Below are 18,023 nucleotides of genomic sequence, written 5' to 3' on the forward strand. Positions count from 1 at the left end.
ATGGGCGAACGTATCACCACCGCAGCCGAGGTGCTGGAGGCGGCCGCACTTGCAGGACTTCATGAGATTCACGCTGACCCGGATGCGTCAAACGCCTGTGCCAAACCCCTGCCCAAGGCGCTAACCGACAAGCCAGCCGTGGAAAAGTCGCCAGCGCAGTGGGCTTACGAACGTATCATCCTCTATCTCAAGAATTTCGAAGAGCAGCTGGATAACTCGCAAGAGGTTGCAATGGGGTTTACCGGTGGGGATGCCGGTGTGCTGCGCATCGAAGGCATGGGATATTTTGCGCCGGATATCGTAACCTTCTATGGCGTGGATGGTGCAGGCAGCAAGACGCAGATGGTGCAGCACGTCAGCCAGTTGAACGTCATGCTGCGCGCACTGCCAAAGCCTGCGGAGAAATCAGAACCGAACCGGATTGGCTTTCGACTGGCGCAGGAGTTGGACAAGCAGGGCTGAGTTTTTCACCCCTGTTGTGGTTGATCGATGCCACTGCCGGGCCGAATGCCCCTGCGGGCTGTGATTTTTCCGCGCAGGTGGGGCGGGATCGCGTGACATGACGCATCGAATCCAGTACGGCTTGGATAAATGTCGGAACTTAAAGAAACAAAGGACTGCGGCAATGGCAGAACACAAACACGGTGATATGGACGTTGAAGAACAAGAAAAGACCTTTGACGGGTTTATGCGCTGGACGATGCGGACGGTTATCGCAATTATCGTTCTGTTCATTTGGATGGCGATCTTTATCACTTGAGCGGCGTGATACGTTCGGCGCGACTGACCTGCGTCGCGGTACTTCTTTTGACATTGGCTGGCTGCGCTGGCGGTAGTTTCAATGACGCCACCGTTGAGGAGGCGCAGGCGGTCGCATATGTGCCACGCGATGCGCCGAAACTGACCGTTTTCACCGTCGTAAACAACCGAACAGGCAACGGCGGCCATTCGGCGCTTATGGTGTCAGGCAGCCAGCAGGTCATTTTTGACCCGGCAGGATCTTTCGAACACGAACGGATCAGGGAACGGGGTGACGTGCTGTATGGCATGTCGCCGGGTTGGGTGGCGGCCTACAAAAGTGCGCATGCGCGCGACACATATCACGTCGTATCTCAGGAAATTGCGGTCACACCAGAACAGGCGGAACGCGCCCTTGCGTTGGTGCAATCCAACGGGGGGGTCGGCAGTGCATTCTGCGCCAATGCGACTTCTTCGATCCTGCGTCAGGTGCCGGGGTTCGAAGAGATATCGGTGACATTCTTTCCGGTCAATCTGATGGACCAAATTGACAAGCGGGACGATGTCGAGACATCAAAATACTATGAAAACGATGCAGGCGATGTGCTGGACGGAATCAACGCGGCCCCCATCTGACGCGCGTCAGCCCAAGAGATATAGCAACGCATAAAGCGTCAAGGCTCCGGCGAATATTGCACCAAACACGTTGCGCGTGATCAGACCGACCGTGAGCGTCACCGCCGCCGCTGCCAGCCGTGCAGGGTCCAGCGCGCCATCTGTAGCCGCTGGCCAAACGATCAGCGGCGCGACCAGAGCAGGCAGGATCGCCACGGCCGTGTAGCGCAGGTGTCGCAGCAGCCAGGGCGGCATTTGCCGCGACCCGACCAGCCCAATGAAGGCAAAGCGCAGGAAATAGCTGCCGACGCCAAGGCCAATGATCACGAACCACAGATCACTTTTGTCGATCATGGGGCTGGCTTCCGGCGGTCAAAGATGACTTCGGCCTGTGCGCCCGCCATCATCGCAAGTACCCCGGCCACCAGCAGTCCCATCGAATAGGGCAATCCGGCCGCAAGCAGGCTGACAAGGATGGACACAAAAGCTGCCACCAGATGCGCGGGTGTTCTGAGCATGGGCGCCATCAAGGCGAGAAACGTAATCGGGAGCGCGAAATCCAGCGCCCAGCTGTCCGGGACCTGCGTACCGATCACCGCCCCGATATAGGTGCAGACATACCACGCTGGCACCACAGGGGCGACGCAGCCAAAGAAATACGCCAGCCGTTCGGGCAGGGTCATCTGTGGTTTGGCTTCATACTCGACCGTGGCGCAGGCATAGGACTGATCGAGGATAAAATAGGCGAGAAAGGCCCGTTTCCACAAAGGTGCTGCGCCCAGATAGGGGGTCAGCGATGCCGAGTACATCGCCATGCGCAAATTCACCGCCAGAGCGGATGCGAGAACGATAATCGTCGGGGCCTCTTCCGCCATCAGTTGCAGCGCGGTGAATTGCGCCGCCCCAGCAATGACCACAACCGAAAAGGCAAGCGTTTCCAGAATATTGAGCCCTGCCTCGGTCGCCAGCACGCCAAAGAGCACGGCAAAGGGTCCGACCACGAAAACAAACGGTATGCCACCGCGGAACCCGCGCCAGAAGACGGAATGCAAGTCGGGTGTTTTCGCTGTGGTGAAGGACATTGGATGCTTTTATACAGGGTGCGCGGACAGCTACATCAGTGTCGGGGGGGATGCAATTGGCCAGACTTGAAGATACGGACGAATATCTCATCGCGCCCGACCCATCTGCAGCGCGGTTGACGCGTGCTGTGACGGGGACCGATCACACCGGCGCTGAGGTCGCCACGAATGTGGTCGAGGAACGTCCGTTGACGATTTTCCTGAACGCGCAGGAAGTCGTGACGGCGATGACCATCGGGGATTATCCGGACTACCTTGCGCTGGGTTTTTTGCGCAATCAGGGCATGCTCAGCGATGACGACGATATCACCGGCGTTGAGTATGACGAAGACCTCGAAACGGTGATTGTTCGCACCGCCCGCAAGACCGATTACGAAGAGAAAATGCGCAAGAAAACCCGCACCAGTGGCTGCGCGGTGGGGACGGTGTTTGGCGACATGATGGAGGGGTTGCAGGATGTGCGCCTGCCCGCGACATCTGTGCGCACCTCCTGGCTTTATGCGTTGAGCGCGCGGATCAACCGCACGCCTTCGCTTTACCTTGAAGCCGGTGCGATCCATGGCACGGTGCTGTGTCACGAGGCGCGCCCGCTGGTCTATATGGAGGACGTGGGCCGCCACAATGCCGTGGACAAAATTGCAGGCTGGATGCTGTCCGAAAAGGTGCAGGCGGTGGACAAGCTGCTTTATACGACGGGGCGTCTGACGTCTGAAATGGTCATCAAAACGGCGATGATGGGCATCCCTGTGCTGGCTTCGCGCTCTGGGTTTACGGCCTGGGGGGTCGAGATCGCCCGCGAAGTGGGCCTGACCCTGATTGGCCGGATGAAGGGGCAGCGGTTTATCTGTCTGAGCGGCGAAGACCGCCTGATCCGGGATGCAAACCCCGATGACATTGCGCAGGAACCGCGTCGCGCTGGACGCAAGGGGGCGATGTGAAGCAACCGTTGGGTGTGATCCTCGCCGGCGGGCAATCGACGCGCATGGGCGGGGGCGACAAGGGGCTGCTGGACCTTGGGGGTGGCACCCTTCTGTCGCATGTGATTGAGCGTCTGGAGCCTCAGGTTGCGGGGCTGGCGCTGAACGCCAATGGCGATGCGGCGCGTTTTGCACAGTATGGTTTACCCGTCCTGCCCGACAGCATTGATGGCTTTGCCGGGCCGCTTGCCGGTGTGTTGGCCGGGCTTGATTGGGCGGCAGAGAAAGGCGCGGATACGATTGTGACAGCGGCGGCTGACACGCCGTTTTTTCCGGGCGATCTGGTGCCGCGCCTGCTGCTGGCCAGTGAGGGCATGAGCCACCCGCTCGCGCTCGCCACAACACCGGATGCGAAACGGGGCCGCGTGCGCCATCCGACATTTGGCGTCTGGCCCGTGGCCTTGCGGGACGATCTGCGCGACGCGTTGCGCGGGGGGTTGCGCAAAGTGGTTTTATGGACAGAGCAGCATGAGGGTCGCGAGGCCTTGTTCCCTGTGACGACCTTTGATCCCTTCTTCAACGTCAACACGCCCGAAGACCTGAAACACGCGGAGAGCTTGCTATGAGAGTTTACGGGGTCGTCGGCTGGAAAAACGCGGGCAAAACGGGGCTGATGGAACGGCTCGTGACCGAGATTTGCGGGCGTGGTTTCACAGTCTCGACCGTGAAACACGCGCATCATGTTTTTGACGTCGACCAACCCGGCAAGGACAGCTATCGCCACCGGACTGCGGGGGCCACCGAAGTGTTGCTGTCCTCGCGCAAACGCTTTGCGCTGATGCATGAATTGCGCGATGAGGCCGAGCCTGCGCTGGATGCACTGTTGGCCAAGCTGCAACCGGTCGATCTGGTTCTGATCGAGGGGTACAAACGCGACGCGCACGCTAAGGTCGAAGCCTTTCGCGCCGAGACTGGCAATGCGCTCATCGCGGCGGATGACCCCACCATCAAGGCCGTTGCCAGCGATGTCCCGTTGGACTTGGACCGCCCCGTCTTTGATCTGAATGACACAGGCAAGATCGCGGATTTCATTCTGTCGCAGGTGGGGCTGGCATGAACTTCGACACCGTCCTGATGGTGGATTGGTCCGGTGGCAACGACCGGGGTGCGCGACCGACAAAAGACGCCATCTGGCTATGCGTTGCGAGAGACGGCCGCGCCGAAGAGCCACAGTATATGCGCAACCGGCAGGTGGCTGAGGACTGGATCGCGGCATTTCTGACGACGGAAACCACCGCCGGGCGCAAAACGATTGTGGGGTTTGATTTCCCCTTTGGCTATCCCAAAGGATTTGCGCAGGCGCTCACCGGGCAGGATGCCGCCTTTGCCGTTTGGCAGTGGTTTGAGGATCGCATCGAGGACAGTCCGCAGTCCAACAATCGCTTTGATATTGCCGGTGAGATAAACCGCAAATTCGGTGGTGCCGGTCCCTTTTGGGCCAATGCACTCAAGCGCGATATCGAGGGGTTGCCGCGGACCAAAGAGGTGTACGAGAACCCATTTCCGGATCGGCGTGCAGCTGACCTGCATGCAAAAGGCGCCTTTACCTGCTGGCAGATGGCCGGGGCCGGGGCGGTCGGTTCGCAGGTGTTCATGGGGTTGCCGGTGCTGTCGCGCTTTCGAAGGCGATTTGGGGCAAAGGTCTGGCCTTTTGAACCACTGACCAACGATGTCGCCTTTGTTGAAATCTGGCCGTCCCTGACCGTGGGGGCAGCCCCTGCGCATATGATAAAGGACGCCTGGCAGGTTCGGGAAGTGGCGCGGACGGTATCCGCGATGACGCCAGAACAGTTGGCCGAGGTGCTGGATGTTGATGCGCCCGAAGAAGGGTGGATTTTCGGTCTTGGCCACGAAGCGCTGCTGAAAGAGGCCGCAAAGCTGCCACCGCGCCTCAGCAACAGCTGTTTTGCGCTGCCACCGGGCGTGCATTGGACTCCGGTTGCCGAAGCGCTGGAGGCGTTGAAAGCACGGCTGGCACCTGTGACCGGCATATCAGAAACACCGATTGCGGAAGCTGCAGGGCAGGTCACTGCGCGCGATTGCATTGCGCAACGCAGCAATCCGCCCCTGCCCAATACGGCTGTGGATGGCTATGGCTTTGCCGGTGGGCGGGCGGAGGGGCTGCATAGGATGCCGCTGGCTGAAACGCGCGCGGCGGCGGGTGACGCGCCCGCGACCCTGCCCGCGGGGCAGGCGATGCGTGTTCTGACCGGGGCGGCTCTGCCACATGGTGTCGATACGGTTGTCTTGCAGGAAGATGTGACCGTCAGCGACGGGCAGGTGGCCTTTCAGGGCCCGATCAAGCAGGGGGCCAATACCCGCAAAGCGGGCGAAGACGTGGTGGCTGGTGATGTGGCGGTGTCTGCCGGTGTGCGCATCAAGTCGGCAGATTTGGCCTTGCTGGCCGCAACCGGGGTGCAAACGGTCGAGACTTACGCGCCGTTGCGCGTCGCGGTCGTCTCAACCGGGGCGGAACTGGTCGACGCCGGACAACCCGCGCGTGATGGTCAGATATATGACGCCAATCGTCCCATGCTGATCGAACTGGTCAGAGGCTGGGGCCATGTCCCGGTTGATATCGGCATCGTCCCGGATGACAGGGAATCGCTGGCGCAGCAGCTGTCGCGCGCGGCGCGCGAGGCCGACGTGATTATCACCAGTGGTGGCGCGTCAGCGGGGGATGAAGATCATGTATCCGCCCTGCTGAATGACGCAGGCAGCATGAGCCTGTGGCGCATTGCGGTCAAACCGGGGCGGCCGCTCGCCCTGGGGATGTGGGACGGTGTGCCGGTGTTTGGCCTGCCGGGTAATCCGGTGGCAGCCATGGTGTGCTCGCTGATTTTTGCGCGCCCCTCTCTTGCGCGCCTTGCGGGGGAGGCGTGGCCCGAACCGCAGGGGTTCGAAGTGCCAGCCGCCTTCAGCAAAAACAAAAAGCCGGGGCGCTCGGAGTTTCTGCGCGCGCGCATCCGGCAGGGCCGGGCGGAAGTGTTTGCATCCGAAGGATCTGGCCGGATATCGGGGTTGTCATGGGCCGAAGGCTTGGTCGAGTTGCCACAGGAGGCGGCGACAATCAAACCGGATGATCCGGTGCGCTATATACCGTTTGGTAGTTTTGGGCTTTAGCCTGCTTAGTCGAAAGTCCCTGCCACGCGGCCAAGCAACATAAACGCCCGCGCGGTGCGTGTTTCTGCAAGCGCTACGATATCACTGTCATCTGCACGCTTCTCGAATTCGGCGAATGTCTTGTCAAACAGCCGCAAAAAATGATGCGCGGCATCGCGGAAAATCGGGTCCTGTTTCATCCGTCCTGACGTGAGCGCCAATGACGAGCGATCCCGAATGCCCCCGAGCGGTGCGATGGAACGACCCCGGATGCCCTGCCCGAATTGACGCCAGATTTCGGGACGCGCCCGGTCTGGCAGCAAGTCATCCATGTAAATCCCATCCTGACTGAGCAACGTCAGAACATCCTGTGCCGCCTGAATAAGCTGCGCTGACGTGCGGTCTTTCAAAGCGCGCCGCAAGGCCGCAAAGCCCAACGCGTCCTCGGCGGTTTCGGGGAAATTCAGCGCGCGGATGAAATCGGCTGCGTCCAACGGAGGGGCGAGATCTTCGGCGTGCGTGCCCAGGGCGAGCGCTTGTTGCTGATCTCCCGATGCGGGCGGTTGAACGCGCGGGGCTGGTTGCCTCTCTTGTTCGCGCCGCGTTGAAAATGTGGCCAGCACGGTTTCAGTTTTGCGTGTGGCCGCTGCGATTTCATCAAGTTTCTTCGCAACGGATGAAGGTTCAACGCCGGTGGCGGCATTCTGGCTTTGTGCAATATAGGTATGTCGGATCGCATCCAGTGAGGCCTGCAACCGCTGGCTTTCCTCGCGCATCACTTTGGAGGCCCGCGCCGCAGAAGCTGCAACCCAGACCATGCCGATGGGCATGAAAATGGCCATGATCGTCATCAGGAACCGCAAAGCCCCCGAACCATTGCCACCCTCAATTGCCTCACTCGGCAGCATCAGGAAAAACAGACCAGCCCCAAAAAGCCAGATGGCCGAGATTGTGATCGCAATGACTTCTATACCAGAGATGACCTGCGTTTTCGGGCGATCATATATGCCAAGAGACGTCGGTCGCGTCTGCGCCGAGCCTGTCTGTGGGTCTTGTTCGGTGGCATCGGCCATATCACAGGGTCCTGTCAGGCATAGACGATTTTCAACACCTCATAGGCTTTTTCGCCACCCGGCGTGCGCACTTCGACGCTGTCGCCTTCGTCCTTGCCAATCAACGCGCGCGCTATGGGGGATTTGATGTTGAGCAACCCTTTCTCGACATTCGCCTCATGCTCGCCGACGATCTGCCAGGTTTTTTCCTCGTCGGTATCTTCGTCGACAAGAGTGACGGTCGCCCCAAATTTGATGGTGCCGGACATCTTTGATGGATCGATCACCTCGGCCAGACCCAAAACCCCTTCGAGTTCCTTGATGCGCCCTTCGATGAACGAGTGCTTTTCGCGGGCAGAATGATATTCGGCATTTTCGGACAGATCACCGTGCTCGCGCGCTTCTGCGATTGCACTTATGATGGCCGGACGCTCAACAGACTTCAGGTTCTTCAGCTCGGCTTCAAGATCAGTGTGGCCCTTGCGGGTCATGGGTATCTTATCCATTGGCGGTATCCACGAAATGCTGCGGCCCGCCGGGGATGCCGGGGGCCGCTGGTGACAATTGCGTCCTACCTGACCCAAAGGCGCGGCAGATTGCAAGGGGAGTCGACCCCCCGAGGGCTGCCGCTAGGCGGAAAAATTCCCGTAAAGGGCGACATCAGTCATATTGAACGATTTCATATTCAATCCCGTCATGGTCGTGGAAATAAAATCGCCGTCCGGGGCTGTAGTCCGCATGATTGATGGCGCTGAACCCTGCTGCGGTGACCTTGGTTTCCAAATCATCGATGTCATCGACCACTAAAGCGATATGGTTGAGCCCACCCGTCGTATTGTAACTATTGTCACCTTTAACGACGGCTGTACGGGGTTGGTAAAGCGCGAGGTACTGCGTGTCGGTGCCGGTGTGCAGCGATAGCCCCCCGTCAATCGCTGGTCCTTGCCACCGCACATCCCATCCAAAGAGGGTTTGCATCCAGAGCGCTGTCTTATGGGCATCTGAAACGGTAAAATTGGCGTGTTCAAGTTGAGCAGGCATGTTTTGTCCTTTCGAAATTGCGAATGTCACGATAGCGTAATTCCTAAACCTAACTTTAGGTCAAGGGATTTGTTTGATATGGATGAAGGTCTTTCAATCGGCAGGCTGGCGGCGCGGACGGGGCTCGCGGTGTCGGCCATTCGCTATTACGAGGCGCAGGGGCTTTTGAGCCCTTGGCGTAATGCTGGCGGGCAACGGCGATTTTCGCGTGCGGACCTCAGGCGGCTGAGTTTTGTGATGATTGCCCAGCAATTCGGGTTCACCCTGCCACAGATCAAAGCAGAGCTGGATCGCCTGCCGGGCAGGCGCACCCCCACCAAGGCAGATTGGGCCGAGATCAGTCAGGGCTTTCGCACCGCACTGGACCAGAAGATCGACACTTTGACCCGGCTGCGTGATAATCTTGATGGGTGTATTGGATGCGGGTGCCTGAGCCTGCCAAGCTGCGCGCTTTACAATCCGGTGGACAAGGCCGCAGCAAAAGGTGCCGGCCCACGGTATTTGATGGGCGACCGCCCCGAGTGATCGGATTTTGCGCATTTGACCCCTGTGCATTCCGTTAAGCAGGACCAAAGATACATTTTGACGCGGTGTAGCGATTGCATTGCGCCAAGACGTGGTTTAGCCAATCGCGAAGTTTATTTTACTTGGCATAACGCCATATGCGGAATTGACAGGGGGATCGTCCATGACCGACACGCCACGCGAAACAATGGAATATGACGTCGTAATTGTGGGCGCCGGACCTGCCGGGTTGTCCGCCGCGATCCGCCTGAAACAACAAAATCCAGACTGCGAGGTCGTCGTCCTTGAAAAGGGCTCAGAAGTCGGGGCGCATATCCTGTCCGGGGCTGTGCTGGACCCGATTGGTCTGAACGCGCTGATCCCCGACTGGAAAGAAAAGGGCGCGCCGCTCAACGTGCCGGTGCGCGAGGATAATTTCTATTACCTTGGTGAAGCAGGTAAAATTCGCATTCCAAACGCCCCCATGCCGCCGCTGATGCACAACCATGGAAATTACATCGTTTCGATGGGCAATGTCTGTCGCTGGATGGCGGAGCAGGCCGAAGAACTGGGTGTGGAAATCTTCCCCGGCATGGCGTGTTCCGAGCTGGTTTATGGCGATGATGGCGAAGTCAAAGGTGTTGTCGCTGGTGAGTTCGGAAAAAACGCAGACGGCAGCCATGGTGATGCCTATGAGCCCGGTATGGAGCTGCACGGCAAATACGTTTTCCTGTCCGAAGGCGTACGTGGGTCGCTGGCAAAGCAGGTTATCGACAAATATGACCTCAGTGCCGGGCATGAGCCGCAGAAATACGGTCTGGGCATGAAGGAAATCTGGGAAATCGACCCGGCCAAGCACAAAGAAGGTACTGTGACGCATACGATGGGTTGGCCCTTGGGCAGCAATGCGGGCGGCGGTTCCTTTATATATCACCTTGATAACAATCAGGTTTATGTCGGTTTCGTTGTGCACCTGAACTACAAAAACCCGCATTTGTTCCCCTATATGGAGTTCCAGCGCTTCAAACATCATCCGATGGTGGCGGACCTGCTGGAGGGTGGTAAACGCGTGGCTTACGGCGCGCGCGCCATCAGTGAAGGCGGATATCAGTCCATGCCGAAAATGGTGGCACCCGGTGTTGCGCTGCTTGGCTGTTCTGTCGGGATGGTCAACGTGCCGCGGATCAAGGGCAACCACAATGCGATGCTGTCCGGTATTGCCGCCGCTGAGGCCGCGATCGAGGCGATTGCCGCCGGGCGTGCAAGCGATGAGCTGACCGCCTATGAAGAAGAAGTGCGCACAGGCGAAATCGGCGCAGACCTCAAGAAAGTCAGAAACGTCAAACCCATGTGGTCCAAGCGCGGTCTGATGGCGAGCCTGATGTTGGGCGGGGCCGATATGTGGACGAACACTATGGGCTTTTCCCTGTTCGGCACCATGGCGCATGGCCAGTCGGACGCTGAAGCCACCGAGGAAGCGTCCAAACACAAACCCATCGATTACCCCAAACCGGATGGGAAATTGTCATTTGACCGTCTGACCAATGTGGCGTTCTCTTTCACGAACCACGAGGAAAGCCAGCCTGCGCATCTGACCTTGAGGGATGCGGCGGTGCCCGTGTCCGTTAACTTGCCCAAATTCGCAGGCCCTTCGGCGCGATATTGCCCGGCGGGTGTCTATGAATTCGTCGAGGAAGAGGGCAAGGACACACGTTTTGTGATCAATTTCCAGAACTGCGTGCATTGCAAGACCTGCGACATCAAGGACCCCGCACAAAACATCGTCTGGACGACCCCACAGGGCGGCGACGGCCCGAACTATCCTAACATGTAAGCGGCGCATAAAGATCCAAGGTCAAAGGCATCGCCCGCATGCTGCGAACAAGATATCGTGTGGCAGGCGGGCGCGCCATTGCGCTTGCAAGCGAACCTGATAGCCTGCATTCAAAGGTGATAGCCCATAAGGAACCTCGATTGTGATGCGCAAATTGTTGACACCTCTGGCCGCTCTTGGCTTGTCTTTGGTCCTTGCAGCACCCGTGGCCGCGCAATCGATCGCCGGCCCCTACCTTGCGGCGCGCTCTGCCGCCATACAAAGCGATTTTGAACAGGCCGCATCCTATTACACCCGCGCTTTGGCGCGTGATCCCAGCAACCTCTACCTGATGGAAAGTGCGCTTGTCGCGCAGCTGGCCCTGGGTCGTTTGGAACTGGCGCTACCGATTGCACAGGCGATGCAGCGCGCAGATCAAAGCAGTCAGGTCGCTCAGCTGGTCTTGACCGCTGACAAGGTGATCAACGGCGAATATGAAGCCCTGCTGACTGAGCGCGGCGATGCGCAGGTGATCGGGCCATTGGTGGATGGGCTGATTGAGGCCTGGGCGCTGATTGGCACGGGCGATGTGAGCGAAGCGCTCAACCGATTTGATGCGATTGCGGCGCAACAGGGATTGCAGGCATTTGCAATGTTCCACAAAGCCATGGCCGTTGCCTCTGTCGGTGATTTTGAAGCGGCGGATGAGATATTCTCCTCCGATGTGAATGGCACGGTGTTGCAGACCCGCCGCGGTATTCTTGCCCGCGTCGAGATCCTGTCGCAGCTGGAACGTGAAGACGAAGCGCTCGAATTGCTGGAAACCACTTTTTCAGGTGCGACGGATCCTGAAATTGATGCGGTGATTGCAGCGCTCGCAGAAGATGATCCGATGCCGTTTACGCATGTCAATTCGGTGCAGGACGGTTTTGCCGAAGTATTCTTTACGGTTGCGGCTGCATTGCGCAGTGAGACAGGTCCGGAATTCACGATCCTCTATGCTCAGACGGCGCGGATTCTGCGGTCTGATCACGTGGATGCGATTTTGCTGACGGCTGAGCTTTTTGAAGATCTGGAGCAATATGAAGCGTCGATTGAGGTCTTGAAGGAAGTTCCGGCCACTCACCCGGCCTACCATGCAGCAGAACTGGGCCGTGCGGCTGCGTTGCGGCGTTCGGGCAAGCAGGATGCGGCTATTGAAGTGCTCGAACAGTTGGCGCGCAGCCACGGCGATCTGGTCAGCGTGCAATCCGCCCTTGGGGATGCCTTGCGCCAGCAGGACCGTTTTGAAGAGGCCGTCGGGGCCTACAACAAGGCAATCGCTTTGGTGGAGGAAACAAACGGAACCTCAAACTGGTTCTTGCTCTATGCCCGCGCAATTTCTTACGAGCGACAAGGGTTTTGGGATCAGGCCGAGCAGGATTTCCGCGCCGCACTGGAATTAAACCCCGGTCAGCCGCAGGTGCTGAACTATCTTGGCTACTCCCTGGTCGAAAAGCAGATCAAGCTGGATGAAGCGTTGGAGATGATTGAGCGGGCGGTCGCCGCCAGCCCGGACAGCGGGTATATCATCGACTCGCTGGGATGGGCGCTGTATCGTCTGGGTCGCTATCAGGAAGCGGTGCCGCATATGGAGCGTGCAGTGGAGCTGATGGCCGTGGACCCGGTCGTGAATGACCATCTGGGTGATGTCTACTGGGCGGTCGGGCGGTATCGCGAAGCTGAGTTCCAATGGTCGCGCGCCTTGTCCTTTATTGATAAGTCCCAGACCGTTGAAGACGTCGATCCAGAGCGTATCCGGCGCAAGCTTGAGGTCGGGCTGGACGTGGTTCTGGACGAAGAGGGTGCCGAACCTCTGAAAGTTGTGACCGACTAGAGGCCGATTTCATGGCAACGCCGCAGGTCGTTGAGGTTTTTGCCCCGGCGAAAATCAACCTCACCCTTCATGTGACCGGGCAGCGCGCGGATGGTTATCACCTGCTTGATAGTCTGGTCACCTTTGCAGATGTGGGGGATGTGCTGCGCATCGAAATCGGCGACGCCTTCGAGATGATAACCCAAGGGCCCGAAGCCGCGACCGTGCCGGATGGGCCCGAAAACCTCGTCTTGAGAGCTGCGGCGCTGCTTGAGGGGGCGCCAAAGGCTGTCTTTACCCTGACGAAGAACCTGCCCGTGGCTTCGGGTATTGGTGGCGGGTCCGCGGATGCTGCAGCCGCCTTTCGCGGGCTGAGTGCTGCAACGCCGGGCTATGATCCGAAGGCCGATGATGTTCTGGAACGGCTTCTGGCGCTCGGGGCGGATATTCCGATGTGTCTGGCGTCAACAACGGCCCGGATCGAGGGCATAGGTGAAATCATCTCCCCCGTGGGGCACCTTCCGACCTTGCACGCGGTGCTGGTCAACCCCCGCGTCGCCGTCCCAACCCCGGCCGTTTTCAAAGCGATGAAGCAGCGGACCAACCCGCCAATGCCTGATATCCCGCCCGTATTTTCCGGGCAGAACGACTGTATCGAATGGCTGCGCGCGCAACGCAATGACATGCAAGAAGCCGCGACCGCGCTGGAGCCTGCCATCGCAGCCGTTCAATCAGCGCTTGAGGGGCACAGGGCGTGTCAATTGGCGCGCATGTCAGGCTCAGGTGCGACCTGCTTTGGACTGTTTGAAACCGCGCAGGCGGCACAACTGGCGGCCCGTGAGCTGTCCCGTACCTATCCGCAGTGGTGGATCAGGGCGGCGCAGCTGGGGTCGCAAAGCGACCGCGCGGCACCGTGTTTCAGTTGATGCGCTCAACCACATAGTCGGCCAGATCGACCAGCATGTCCTTGACCGGATGAGCGGGTAAGGGGGCAAGGGCTGCTTTTGCGCGCGCGGCCTCTGCACGGGCCACGACACTTGTGTCAATAAGCGCTGCGTGCTTGTGCAACAGGTCAATTGCGTGTTGCAGATCGCTCTCTTCCTGTTTGCCCTTTTCAATCGTGCGCACCCAAAAGGCGCGCTCCTCTGCATCCGCTTTGGCGACCGCCTTGATCAGTGGCATGGTCAGTTTACGCTCGCGGAAATCATCGCCGATGTTTTTGCCGATTGCCCCGGCATCCCCTTGAAAATCAAGCAGATCGTCAACGATTTGAAAGGCAACCCCAAGTGCGTCGCCATATTCAAAAAGGGCTGCCACCTGATCGTCAGGCACACCAGCAATGACCCCGCCCACTTCGGTTGCCGCCGAAAACAGCGCGGCCGTCTTGCCACGCACAACCTGCAAATAGATCTCTTCGGTGGTGGCCAGATTCTGGCTGGCGGTGAGTTGCAAAACCTCGCCTTCTGCAATCGTCGCAGAGGCATTGGCGAGGATGTCGAGCACGCGCAGCGACCCGGTTTCGACCATCAGCTGAAAACTGCGGGAAAACAGATAATCCCCCACCAGCACAGAGGATTTATTGTCCCACAGCAGGTTCGCCGTGGGCCGACCCCGTCGCTGGCCACTTTCATCGACCACATCATCATGCAAAAGCGTTGCCGTATGGATAAACTCGACAGTCGCAGCAAGGTTGATATGAAACGGGCCGTCATAGCCACACAGATGCGCAGTCGCCAGCGTGAGCATGGGCCGAAGGCGTTTGCCACCGGCATCAACCAGATGCGCTGTGACCTCGGGAATCCGTGGGGCGTGTTTTGACGCCATGCGCTCACGAATAAGTGTGTTCACCGCTGCCATATCGCTTTCCAGATAGGCCGCCATGCGGTCATGTGGCTTCTGCGCGTTTTCGGTTCTTGACATTAAATTCCTGTTTGCAAGTCTCGACATTCCTGCCGGCTTGCCCTTACATCCTTGGCATGAAAGAGCTTTTGCGCAGCACAGACCCGACCATCATCGCGTTCGCGACCGCCCTCTTACAAGGGGAGGATATAGACTGCTTTGAAATGGACGTAAACATGAGCATTCTTGAAGGTGGCATCGGAATTTTCCCACGCAGATTAATGGTGCGCACAAACGATCACTTCGCTGCGACACGGGTTTTGACGGATAACGATATCCCATTGGGATTGTGAGCGGAATCCATACCAGAGACGCGTTTTTGGGCGGGAAATTGCACCTCTTGCAGCCCAAAAAGGGATACCGCGCGGGTGTGGATCCCGTTTTGCTGGCGGCCACGGTTGCGGCAACGGCCGGTGACCGGGTTCTGGATCTGGGTTGTGGCGTCGGGGCTGCGGCACTTTGTCTTGGGGCGCGGGTTCCGGGGCTTGTCCTGACCGGTGTTGAGCGTCAGCCACTCTATGCAGATCTGGCGCAGCGCAATGGTGGGTCCACGTTCGAAGTTGTCACAGCGGATATCGTTGATCTGCCGCTGCATATCCGGGAACGCCAGTTCGACCATGTTCTTGCCAATCCGCCCTATTACAAACGCAGCGACAGTCGCGCAGCACATGATGCCGATCGCGAAACCGCGCTGGGGGAAGAAACACCTTTGGCAGACTGGATTAAAATTGCAGCCAAGAGGCTCGCGCCAAAAGGGTATGCGCATTTCATTCACCGGGTTGAGCGGCTGCCTGAAATACTGACCGAGATGGGGAAGCGCCTTGGCTCTATCGAAGTACTGCCTCTGTCGCCGCGCACGGGCCGGATGCCGGAACTTGTGATCGTGCGGGGGCGCAAGAATGGACGGGGCGCATTCAGACTGCACACGCCTTTGATTCTTCACGAAGGGTCACGTCATGAGAAAGACGCTGACACTTACGTGCCTCGGGTTAAAGCAGTCTTGCGCGACGGTGCCGCACTTACATTCTAGGCGAAATTAACCTGTCCTTAACACTTTGCAGTGGCATAATGCGCTTGCGGCGTGACTTGAAGCGACCGATGTGCTCAAGTCGAATTGTACTCGAACCAACAGGAGGACTGAATGAGCGTAACTGCACATGTTGAACAGCTGAGAAAGAAACATGAGTCTCTGAGTGATGCTGTCGAAGCAGCCCAGCGTGCACCAGGTAGCGATAATCTTGATGTCGCCGACCTCAAAAAACAAAAACTTCGTCTCAAAGAAGAAATCACCCGACTGTCAAGCTAGGCGGGTACGTGCGATGGGCAGGCGGTTGAATGACCGTGCTGCCCTGAACTGCCGTCAGGAGATGGGTACAATCTCCAACCCTTGCGTTATATATGCGGTTTTTGCGATCTCCGCGACAATCCATTCGCGAAATGCGCGTACTTGCGGCCTGTCTTCGGAGCCGCGCGTACACAGGAAATGAAACCGTGCACCCGTGCTGACGGCGCGCGGAAAGGGCAATACCAGCCGACCTTCGTCAATATCCTTTACCACCAACGCGCGACGCCCCAGGACCACTCCAACACCCGCCAGAGCGGCATCAATTGCGTGATCCGCCTGACTGAAGCGCGGACCGTGATCTGGCTTGTAATCGATGCCCATTGTGCGGAACCATGCCGCCCAATCCGGGGCGGGCTGCAAGAAATTGATCGAGTCGTCGAAAATCAGAGGTGCCTTTGTCAGGCTTTCGGGGGTTGGGTATTTCTGCGCCAAAGCCGGTGTCATGACGGGTGCAACCCATTCTTCGGCAAGTGGAAGGGCCCAAAGCTCGGGATCAACCCGCCGACCAAAACGCACAGCAACATCTACAGCGTCCCGAGCAAAGTCCACGATTTTGAGGGAGGCAGAGAAGCGCAGTTCGACCTCGGGATGCGTGTGCGCAAATTCATACAGGCGCGGCGCAAGCCATTTGGCGGTGAAGGCGGGGCCTGCAGTGACCGTTAGGGTCTGTTCGTCCTGCAGGCGTTGCGCCGCACGCCACGCCACAGTCAGCGTGGCAAACCCATCAGCCGCACCAGGCGCAAGCACCTGCCCGGCCTCGGTTAATTCAACAGCCCGGTTGAGGCGTCGAAACAATGGCGCGCCCAGATGTGCCTCAAGTGACTTGATCTGAAAACTCAGGGCGGCGGGCGTCACCGATAGCTCATCGGCGGCCTTGGCAAAAGACATATGTCTTGCCGCTGCATCAAAGGCCCGAAGTGCCGTGAGGGGAGGTAGGCGATCACTCATTTCACATAAGTAATACTTAAGTGAAGGTGGCGAAAGTCTCGTTTGTAGCTTTTTACTATGAGTGTCATCTTAGTATCAGTTCAGAAACACTGATGCTGCAAAGCAAGATGGAGCAAGGCGATGATCGAGACACCTACAAATGAAAAAACCCGCGCAGCGATTGAGCGTGCGCATTACGAACGCAGCCAGGTTCTGGTTGAAGCATGGCACTGGCTGTTCCCGTCAACGGTTTCCCGCTGAACGACTGCAGCGTTCTTACGGGATCAAAAAGGGCCGGTTCGCATGAACCGGCCCTTTGATTTGCAATGCTGTGATGGCTCAGACGAAGAACTGAGCACCATTTGCCGAAATGGTTGAGCCGTTGATGAAGCCTGCATCATCTGATGCGAGGAACGCCACGCAGCGCGCAATTTCTTCGGGTTCGCCCAAACGTCCAGCCGGAATGCCTGCAATAATGCTGTCACGCACTTTTTCGGGGATTGCCATGACCATTTCGGTCGCAATGTAGCCCGGGCAGATTGCATTGGCGGTGATGCCTGCGCGTGCGCCTTCCTGTGCCAGTGATTTAACAATGCCCAGATCACCGGCTTTTGTTGCGGCGTAGTTGACCTGTGCAAACTGACCCTTCTGGCCATTGATCGAGCTGATCACGATCACACGGCCAAACTTGCGCTCGCGCATGCCGGGCCAGACCGGGTGCACGGTATTGAAAACACCGGTGAGGTTCGTGTCGATGACTTCCTGCCATTGCTCAGGGGTCATTTTGTGGAAGGGCGCGTCGCGGGTGATACCTGCATTCGCGACCACCACGTCAATCGGGCCTAGGTCAGCTTCGACTTGTGCGATACCATTCTTGCTCGCCCCGTAGTCGGCAACATTCCATTTGTATGTCTTGATGCCTGTTTCGGCAGTGAATTTCGCGGCGGCTTCGTCATTGCCGGCATAGGTTGCTGCGACGGCGTATCCTGCATCTTTCAACGCGTTTGAAATTGCGGATCCGATTCCTCGGCTTCCTCCGGTGACAAGTGCAACACGGGACATATTCAGTCTCC

Annotated in this window: 22 protein-coding genes; 14 read left to right on the plus strand and 8 right to left on the minus strand. The window is 58.3% G+C overall.

The genetic code is table 11. The features are described 5' to 3' along the window. The 3 genes from K5Q35_RS14345 (at window position 1) to K5Q35_RS14355 (ending at window position 1,374) form a co-directional block, all read left to right on the plus strand. The gene (locus K5Q35_RS14345; protein ID WP_220800049.1) at window positions 1-462 is read left to right on the plus strand and encodes a DUF6173 family protein; all 462 of its coding nucleotides are present in this window, start codon (window positions 1-3) and stop codon (window positions 460-462) included. Window positions 463-625: 163 nt separating this feature from the next. Further along, window positions 626-760 (plus strand): aa3-type cytochrome c oxidase subunit IV, encoded by a 135-nt coding sequence (locus K5Q35_RS14350; protein WP_013962649.1) that lies wholly within the window; start codon window positions 626-628, stop codon window positions 758-760. 5 nt (window positions 761-765) lie between these two features. Then, a complete protein-coding gene (locus K5Q35_RS14355; RefSeq protein ID WP_220800156.1) occupies window positions 766-1,374 on the plus strand; it encodes a hypothetical protein in 609 nt (202 codons plus the stop codon). 6 nt (window positions 1,375-1,380) lie between these two features. Here the strand turns inward: K5Q35_RS14355 and K5Q35_RS14360 are convergent, their stop codons facing one another. Then, window positions 1,381-1,707 carry an AzlD domain-containing protein gene (locus K5Q35_RS14360; RefSeq protein ID WP_220800050.1) on the minus strand — a complete coding sequence of 109 codons (327 nt, stop codon included), beginning with the start codon at window positions 1,705-1,707 and terminating at the stop codon, window positions 1,381-1,383. Beyond that, on the minus strand, window positions 1,704-2,435 hold the full coding sequence (locus K5Q35_RS14365; RefSeq protein ID WP_220800051.1) for an AzlC family ABC transporter permease: 732 nt from the start codon (window positions 2,433-2,435) through the stop codon (window positions 1,704-1,706). Before K5Q35_RS14365 ends, K5Q35_RS14360 begins: the two co-directional genes overlap by 4 nt. Before the next feature lie 50 nt (window positions 2,436-2,485). Between K5Q35_RS14365 and K5Q35_RS14370 the strand changes: the two genes are divergently transcribed. The 4 genes from K5Q35_RS14370 to glp are packed head-to-tail and all read left to right on the plus strand — an operon-like array spanning window position 2,486 to window position 6,535. Then, window positions 2,486-3,373, plus strand: coding sequence for a formate dehydrogenase accessory sulfurtransferase FdhD (locus K5Q35_RS14370; RefSeq protein ID WP_220800052.1), 888 nt, complete (start codon window positions 2,486-2,488; stop codon window positions 3,371-3,373). After that, window positions 3,370-3,978, plus strand: coding sequence for a molybdenum cofactor guanylyltransferase MobA (gene mobA, locus K5Q35_RS14375; protein WP_220800053.1), 609 nt, complete (start codon window positions 3,370-3,372; stop codon window positions 3,976-3,978). Before K5Q35_RS14370 ends, mobA begins: the two co-directional genes overlap by 4 nt. Next, complete coding sequence (gene mobB, locus K5Q35_RS14380; protein WP_013962643.1) at window positions 3,975-4,469, plus strand: molybdopterin-guanine dinucleotide biosynthesis protein B; 495 nt, start codon at window positions 3,975-3,977, stop codon at window positions 4,467-4,469. The genes mobA and mobB overlap by 4 nt, the downstream gene beginning before the upstream one ends. Continuing rightward, a complete protein-coding gene (glp, locus tag K5Q35_RS14385) occupies window positions 4,466-6,535 on the plus strand; it encodes a gephyrin-like molybdotransferase Glp (RefSeq protein ID WP_220800054.1) in 2,070 nt (689 codons plus the stop codon). Before mobB ends, glp begins: the two co-directional genes overlap by 4 nt. A gap of 5 nt (window positions 6,536-6,540) precedes the next feature. Here glp and K5Q35_RS14390 read toward each other — a convergent pair whose 3' ends face one another. The 3 genes from K5Q35_RS14390 to K5Q35_RS14400 form a co-directional block, all read right to left on the minus strand. Next, a complete protein-coding gene (locus K5Q35_RS14390) occupies window positions 6,541-7,587 on the minus strand; it encodes a hypothetical protein (RefSeq protein ID WP_013962641.1) in 1,047 nt (348 codons plus the stop codon). A 14-nt stretch (window positions 7,588-7,601) separates the two neighbouring features. Continuing rightward, window positions 7,602-8,072, minus strand: a complete 471-nt coding sequence (gene greA, locus K5Q35_RS14395; protein ID WP_013962640.1) for a transcription elongation factor GreA — start codon at window positions 8,070-8,072, stop codon at window positions 7,602-7,604. A 154-nt stretch (window positions 8,073-8,226) separates the two neighbouring features. Further along, a complete protein-coding gene (locus K5Q35_RS14400) occupies window positions 8,227-8,607 on the minus strand; it encodes a VOC family protein (RefSeq protein WP_220800055.1) in 381 nt (126 codons plus the stop codon). A gap of 78 nt (window positions 8,608-8,685) precedes the next feature. Between K5Q35_RS14400 and soxR the strand changes: the two genes are divergently transcribed. The 4 genes from soxR (at window position 8,686) to K5Q35_RS14420 (ending at window position 13,705) form a co-directional block, all read left to right on the plus strand. Then, window positions 8,686-9,132: a redox-sensitive transcriptional activator SoxR gene (soxR, locus tag K5Q35_RS14405; RefSeq protein WP_013962638.1), complete on the plus strand. Its 447-nt coding sequence runs from the start codon at window positions 8,686-8,688 to the stop codon at window positions 9,130-9,132. Between the two features lie 163 nt (window positions 9,133-9,295). After that, on the plus strand, window positions 9,296-10,945 hold the full coding sequence (locus K5Q35_RS14410) for an electron transfer flavoprotein-ubiquinone oxidoreductase (RefSeq protein ID WP_220800056.1): 1,650 nt from the start codon (window positions 9,296-9,298) through the stop codon (window positions 10,943-10,945). A gap of 145 nt (window positions 10,946-11,090) precedes the next feature. Then, the gene (locus K5Q35_RS14415) at window positions 11,091-12,800 is read left to right on the plus strand and encodes a tetratricopeptide repeat protein (protein ID WP_220800057.1); all 1,710 of its coding nucleotides are present in this window, start codon (window positions 11,091-11,093) and stop codon (window positions 12,798-12,800) included. Window positions 12,801-12,811: 11 nt separating this feature from the next. Then, entirely contained in the window at window positions 12,812-13,705 is an 894-nt protein-coding gene (locus K5Q35_RS14420) for a 4-(cytidine 5'-diphospho)-2-C-methyl-D-erythritol kinase (RefSeq protein WP_220800058.1), read from the plus strand. Here K5Q35_RS14420 and K5Q35_RS14425 read toward each other — a convergent pair. After that, on the minus strand, window positions 13,698-14,699 hold the full coding sequence (locus K5Q35_RS14425; RefSeq protein WP_220800059.1) for a polyprenyl synthetase family protein: 1,002 nt from the start codon (window positions 14,697-14,699) through the stop codon (window positions 13,698-13,700). The two genes, K5Q35_RS14420 and K5Q35_RS14425, sit on opposite strands and share 8 nt — an antisense overlap. Window positions 14,700-14,755: 56 nt before the next feature. Between K5Q35_RS14425 and K5Q35_RS14430 the strand changes: the two genes are divergently transcribed. From K5Q35_RS14430 to K5Q35_RS14440, 3 genes are all read left to right on the plus strand, one after another. After that, on the plus strand, window positions 14,756-14,971 hold the full coding sequence (locus tag K5Q35_RS14430; RefSeq protein ID WP_013962633.1) for a DUF2007 domain-containing protein: 216 nt from the start codon (window positions 14,756-14,758) through the stop codon (window positions 14,969-14,971). Continuing rightward, on the plus strand, window positions 14,968-15,708 hold the full coding sequence (locus tag K5Q35_RS14435; RefSeq protein WP_220800060.1) for a tRNA1(Val) (adenine(37)-N6)-methyltransferase: 741 nt from the start codon (window positions 14,968-14,970) through the stop codon (window positions 15,706-15,708). Before K5Q35_RS14430 ends, K5Q35_RS14435 begins: the two co-directional genes overlap by 4 nt. Window positions 15,709-15,819: 111 nt before the next feature. Beyond that, complete coding sequence (locus K5Q35_RS14440; RefSeq protein ID WP_083825466.1) at window positions 15,820-15,984, plus strand: YdcH family protein; 165 nt, start codon at window positions 15,820-15,822, stop codon at window positions 15,982-15,984. Between the two features lie 54 nt (window positions 15,985-16,038). Here the strand turns inward: K5Q35_RS14440 and K5Q35_RS14445 are convergent, their stop codons facing one another. Both K5Q35_RS14445 and phbB read right to left on the minus strand, forming a co-directional pair. Continuing rightward, entirely contained in the window at window positions 16,039-16,971 is a 933-nt protein-coding gene (locus K5Q35_RS14445) for a transcriptional regulator GcvA (protein WP_013962631.1), read from the minus strand. 318 nt (window positions 16,972-17,289) lie between these two features. Beyond that, window positions 17,290-18,012 (minus strand): acetoacetyl-CoA reductase, encoded by a 723-nt coding sequence (gene phbB, locus K5Q35_RS14450; protein ID WP_220800061.1) that lies wholly within the window; start codon window positions 18,010-18,012, stop codon window positions 17,290-17,292. Window positions 18,013-18,023 lie beyond the last annotated feature (11 nt).

It is taken from the genome of Roseobacter sp. OBYS 0001, assembly GCF_019654895.1.
In the GTDB taxonomy this organism is placed as follows: Bacteria; Pseudomonadota; Alphaproteobacteria; order Rhodobacterales; family Rhodobacteraceae; genus Roseobacter; species Roseobacter litoralis.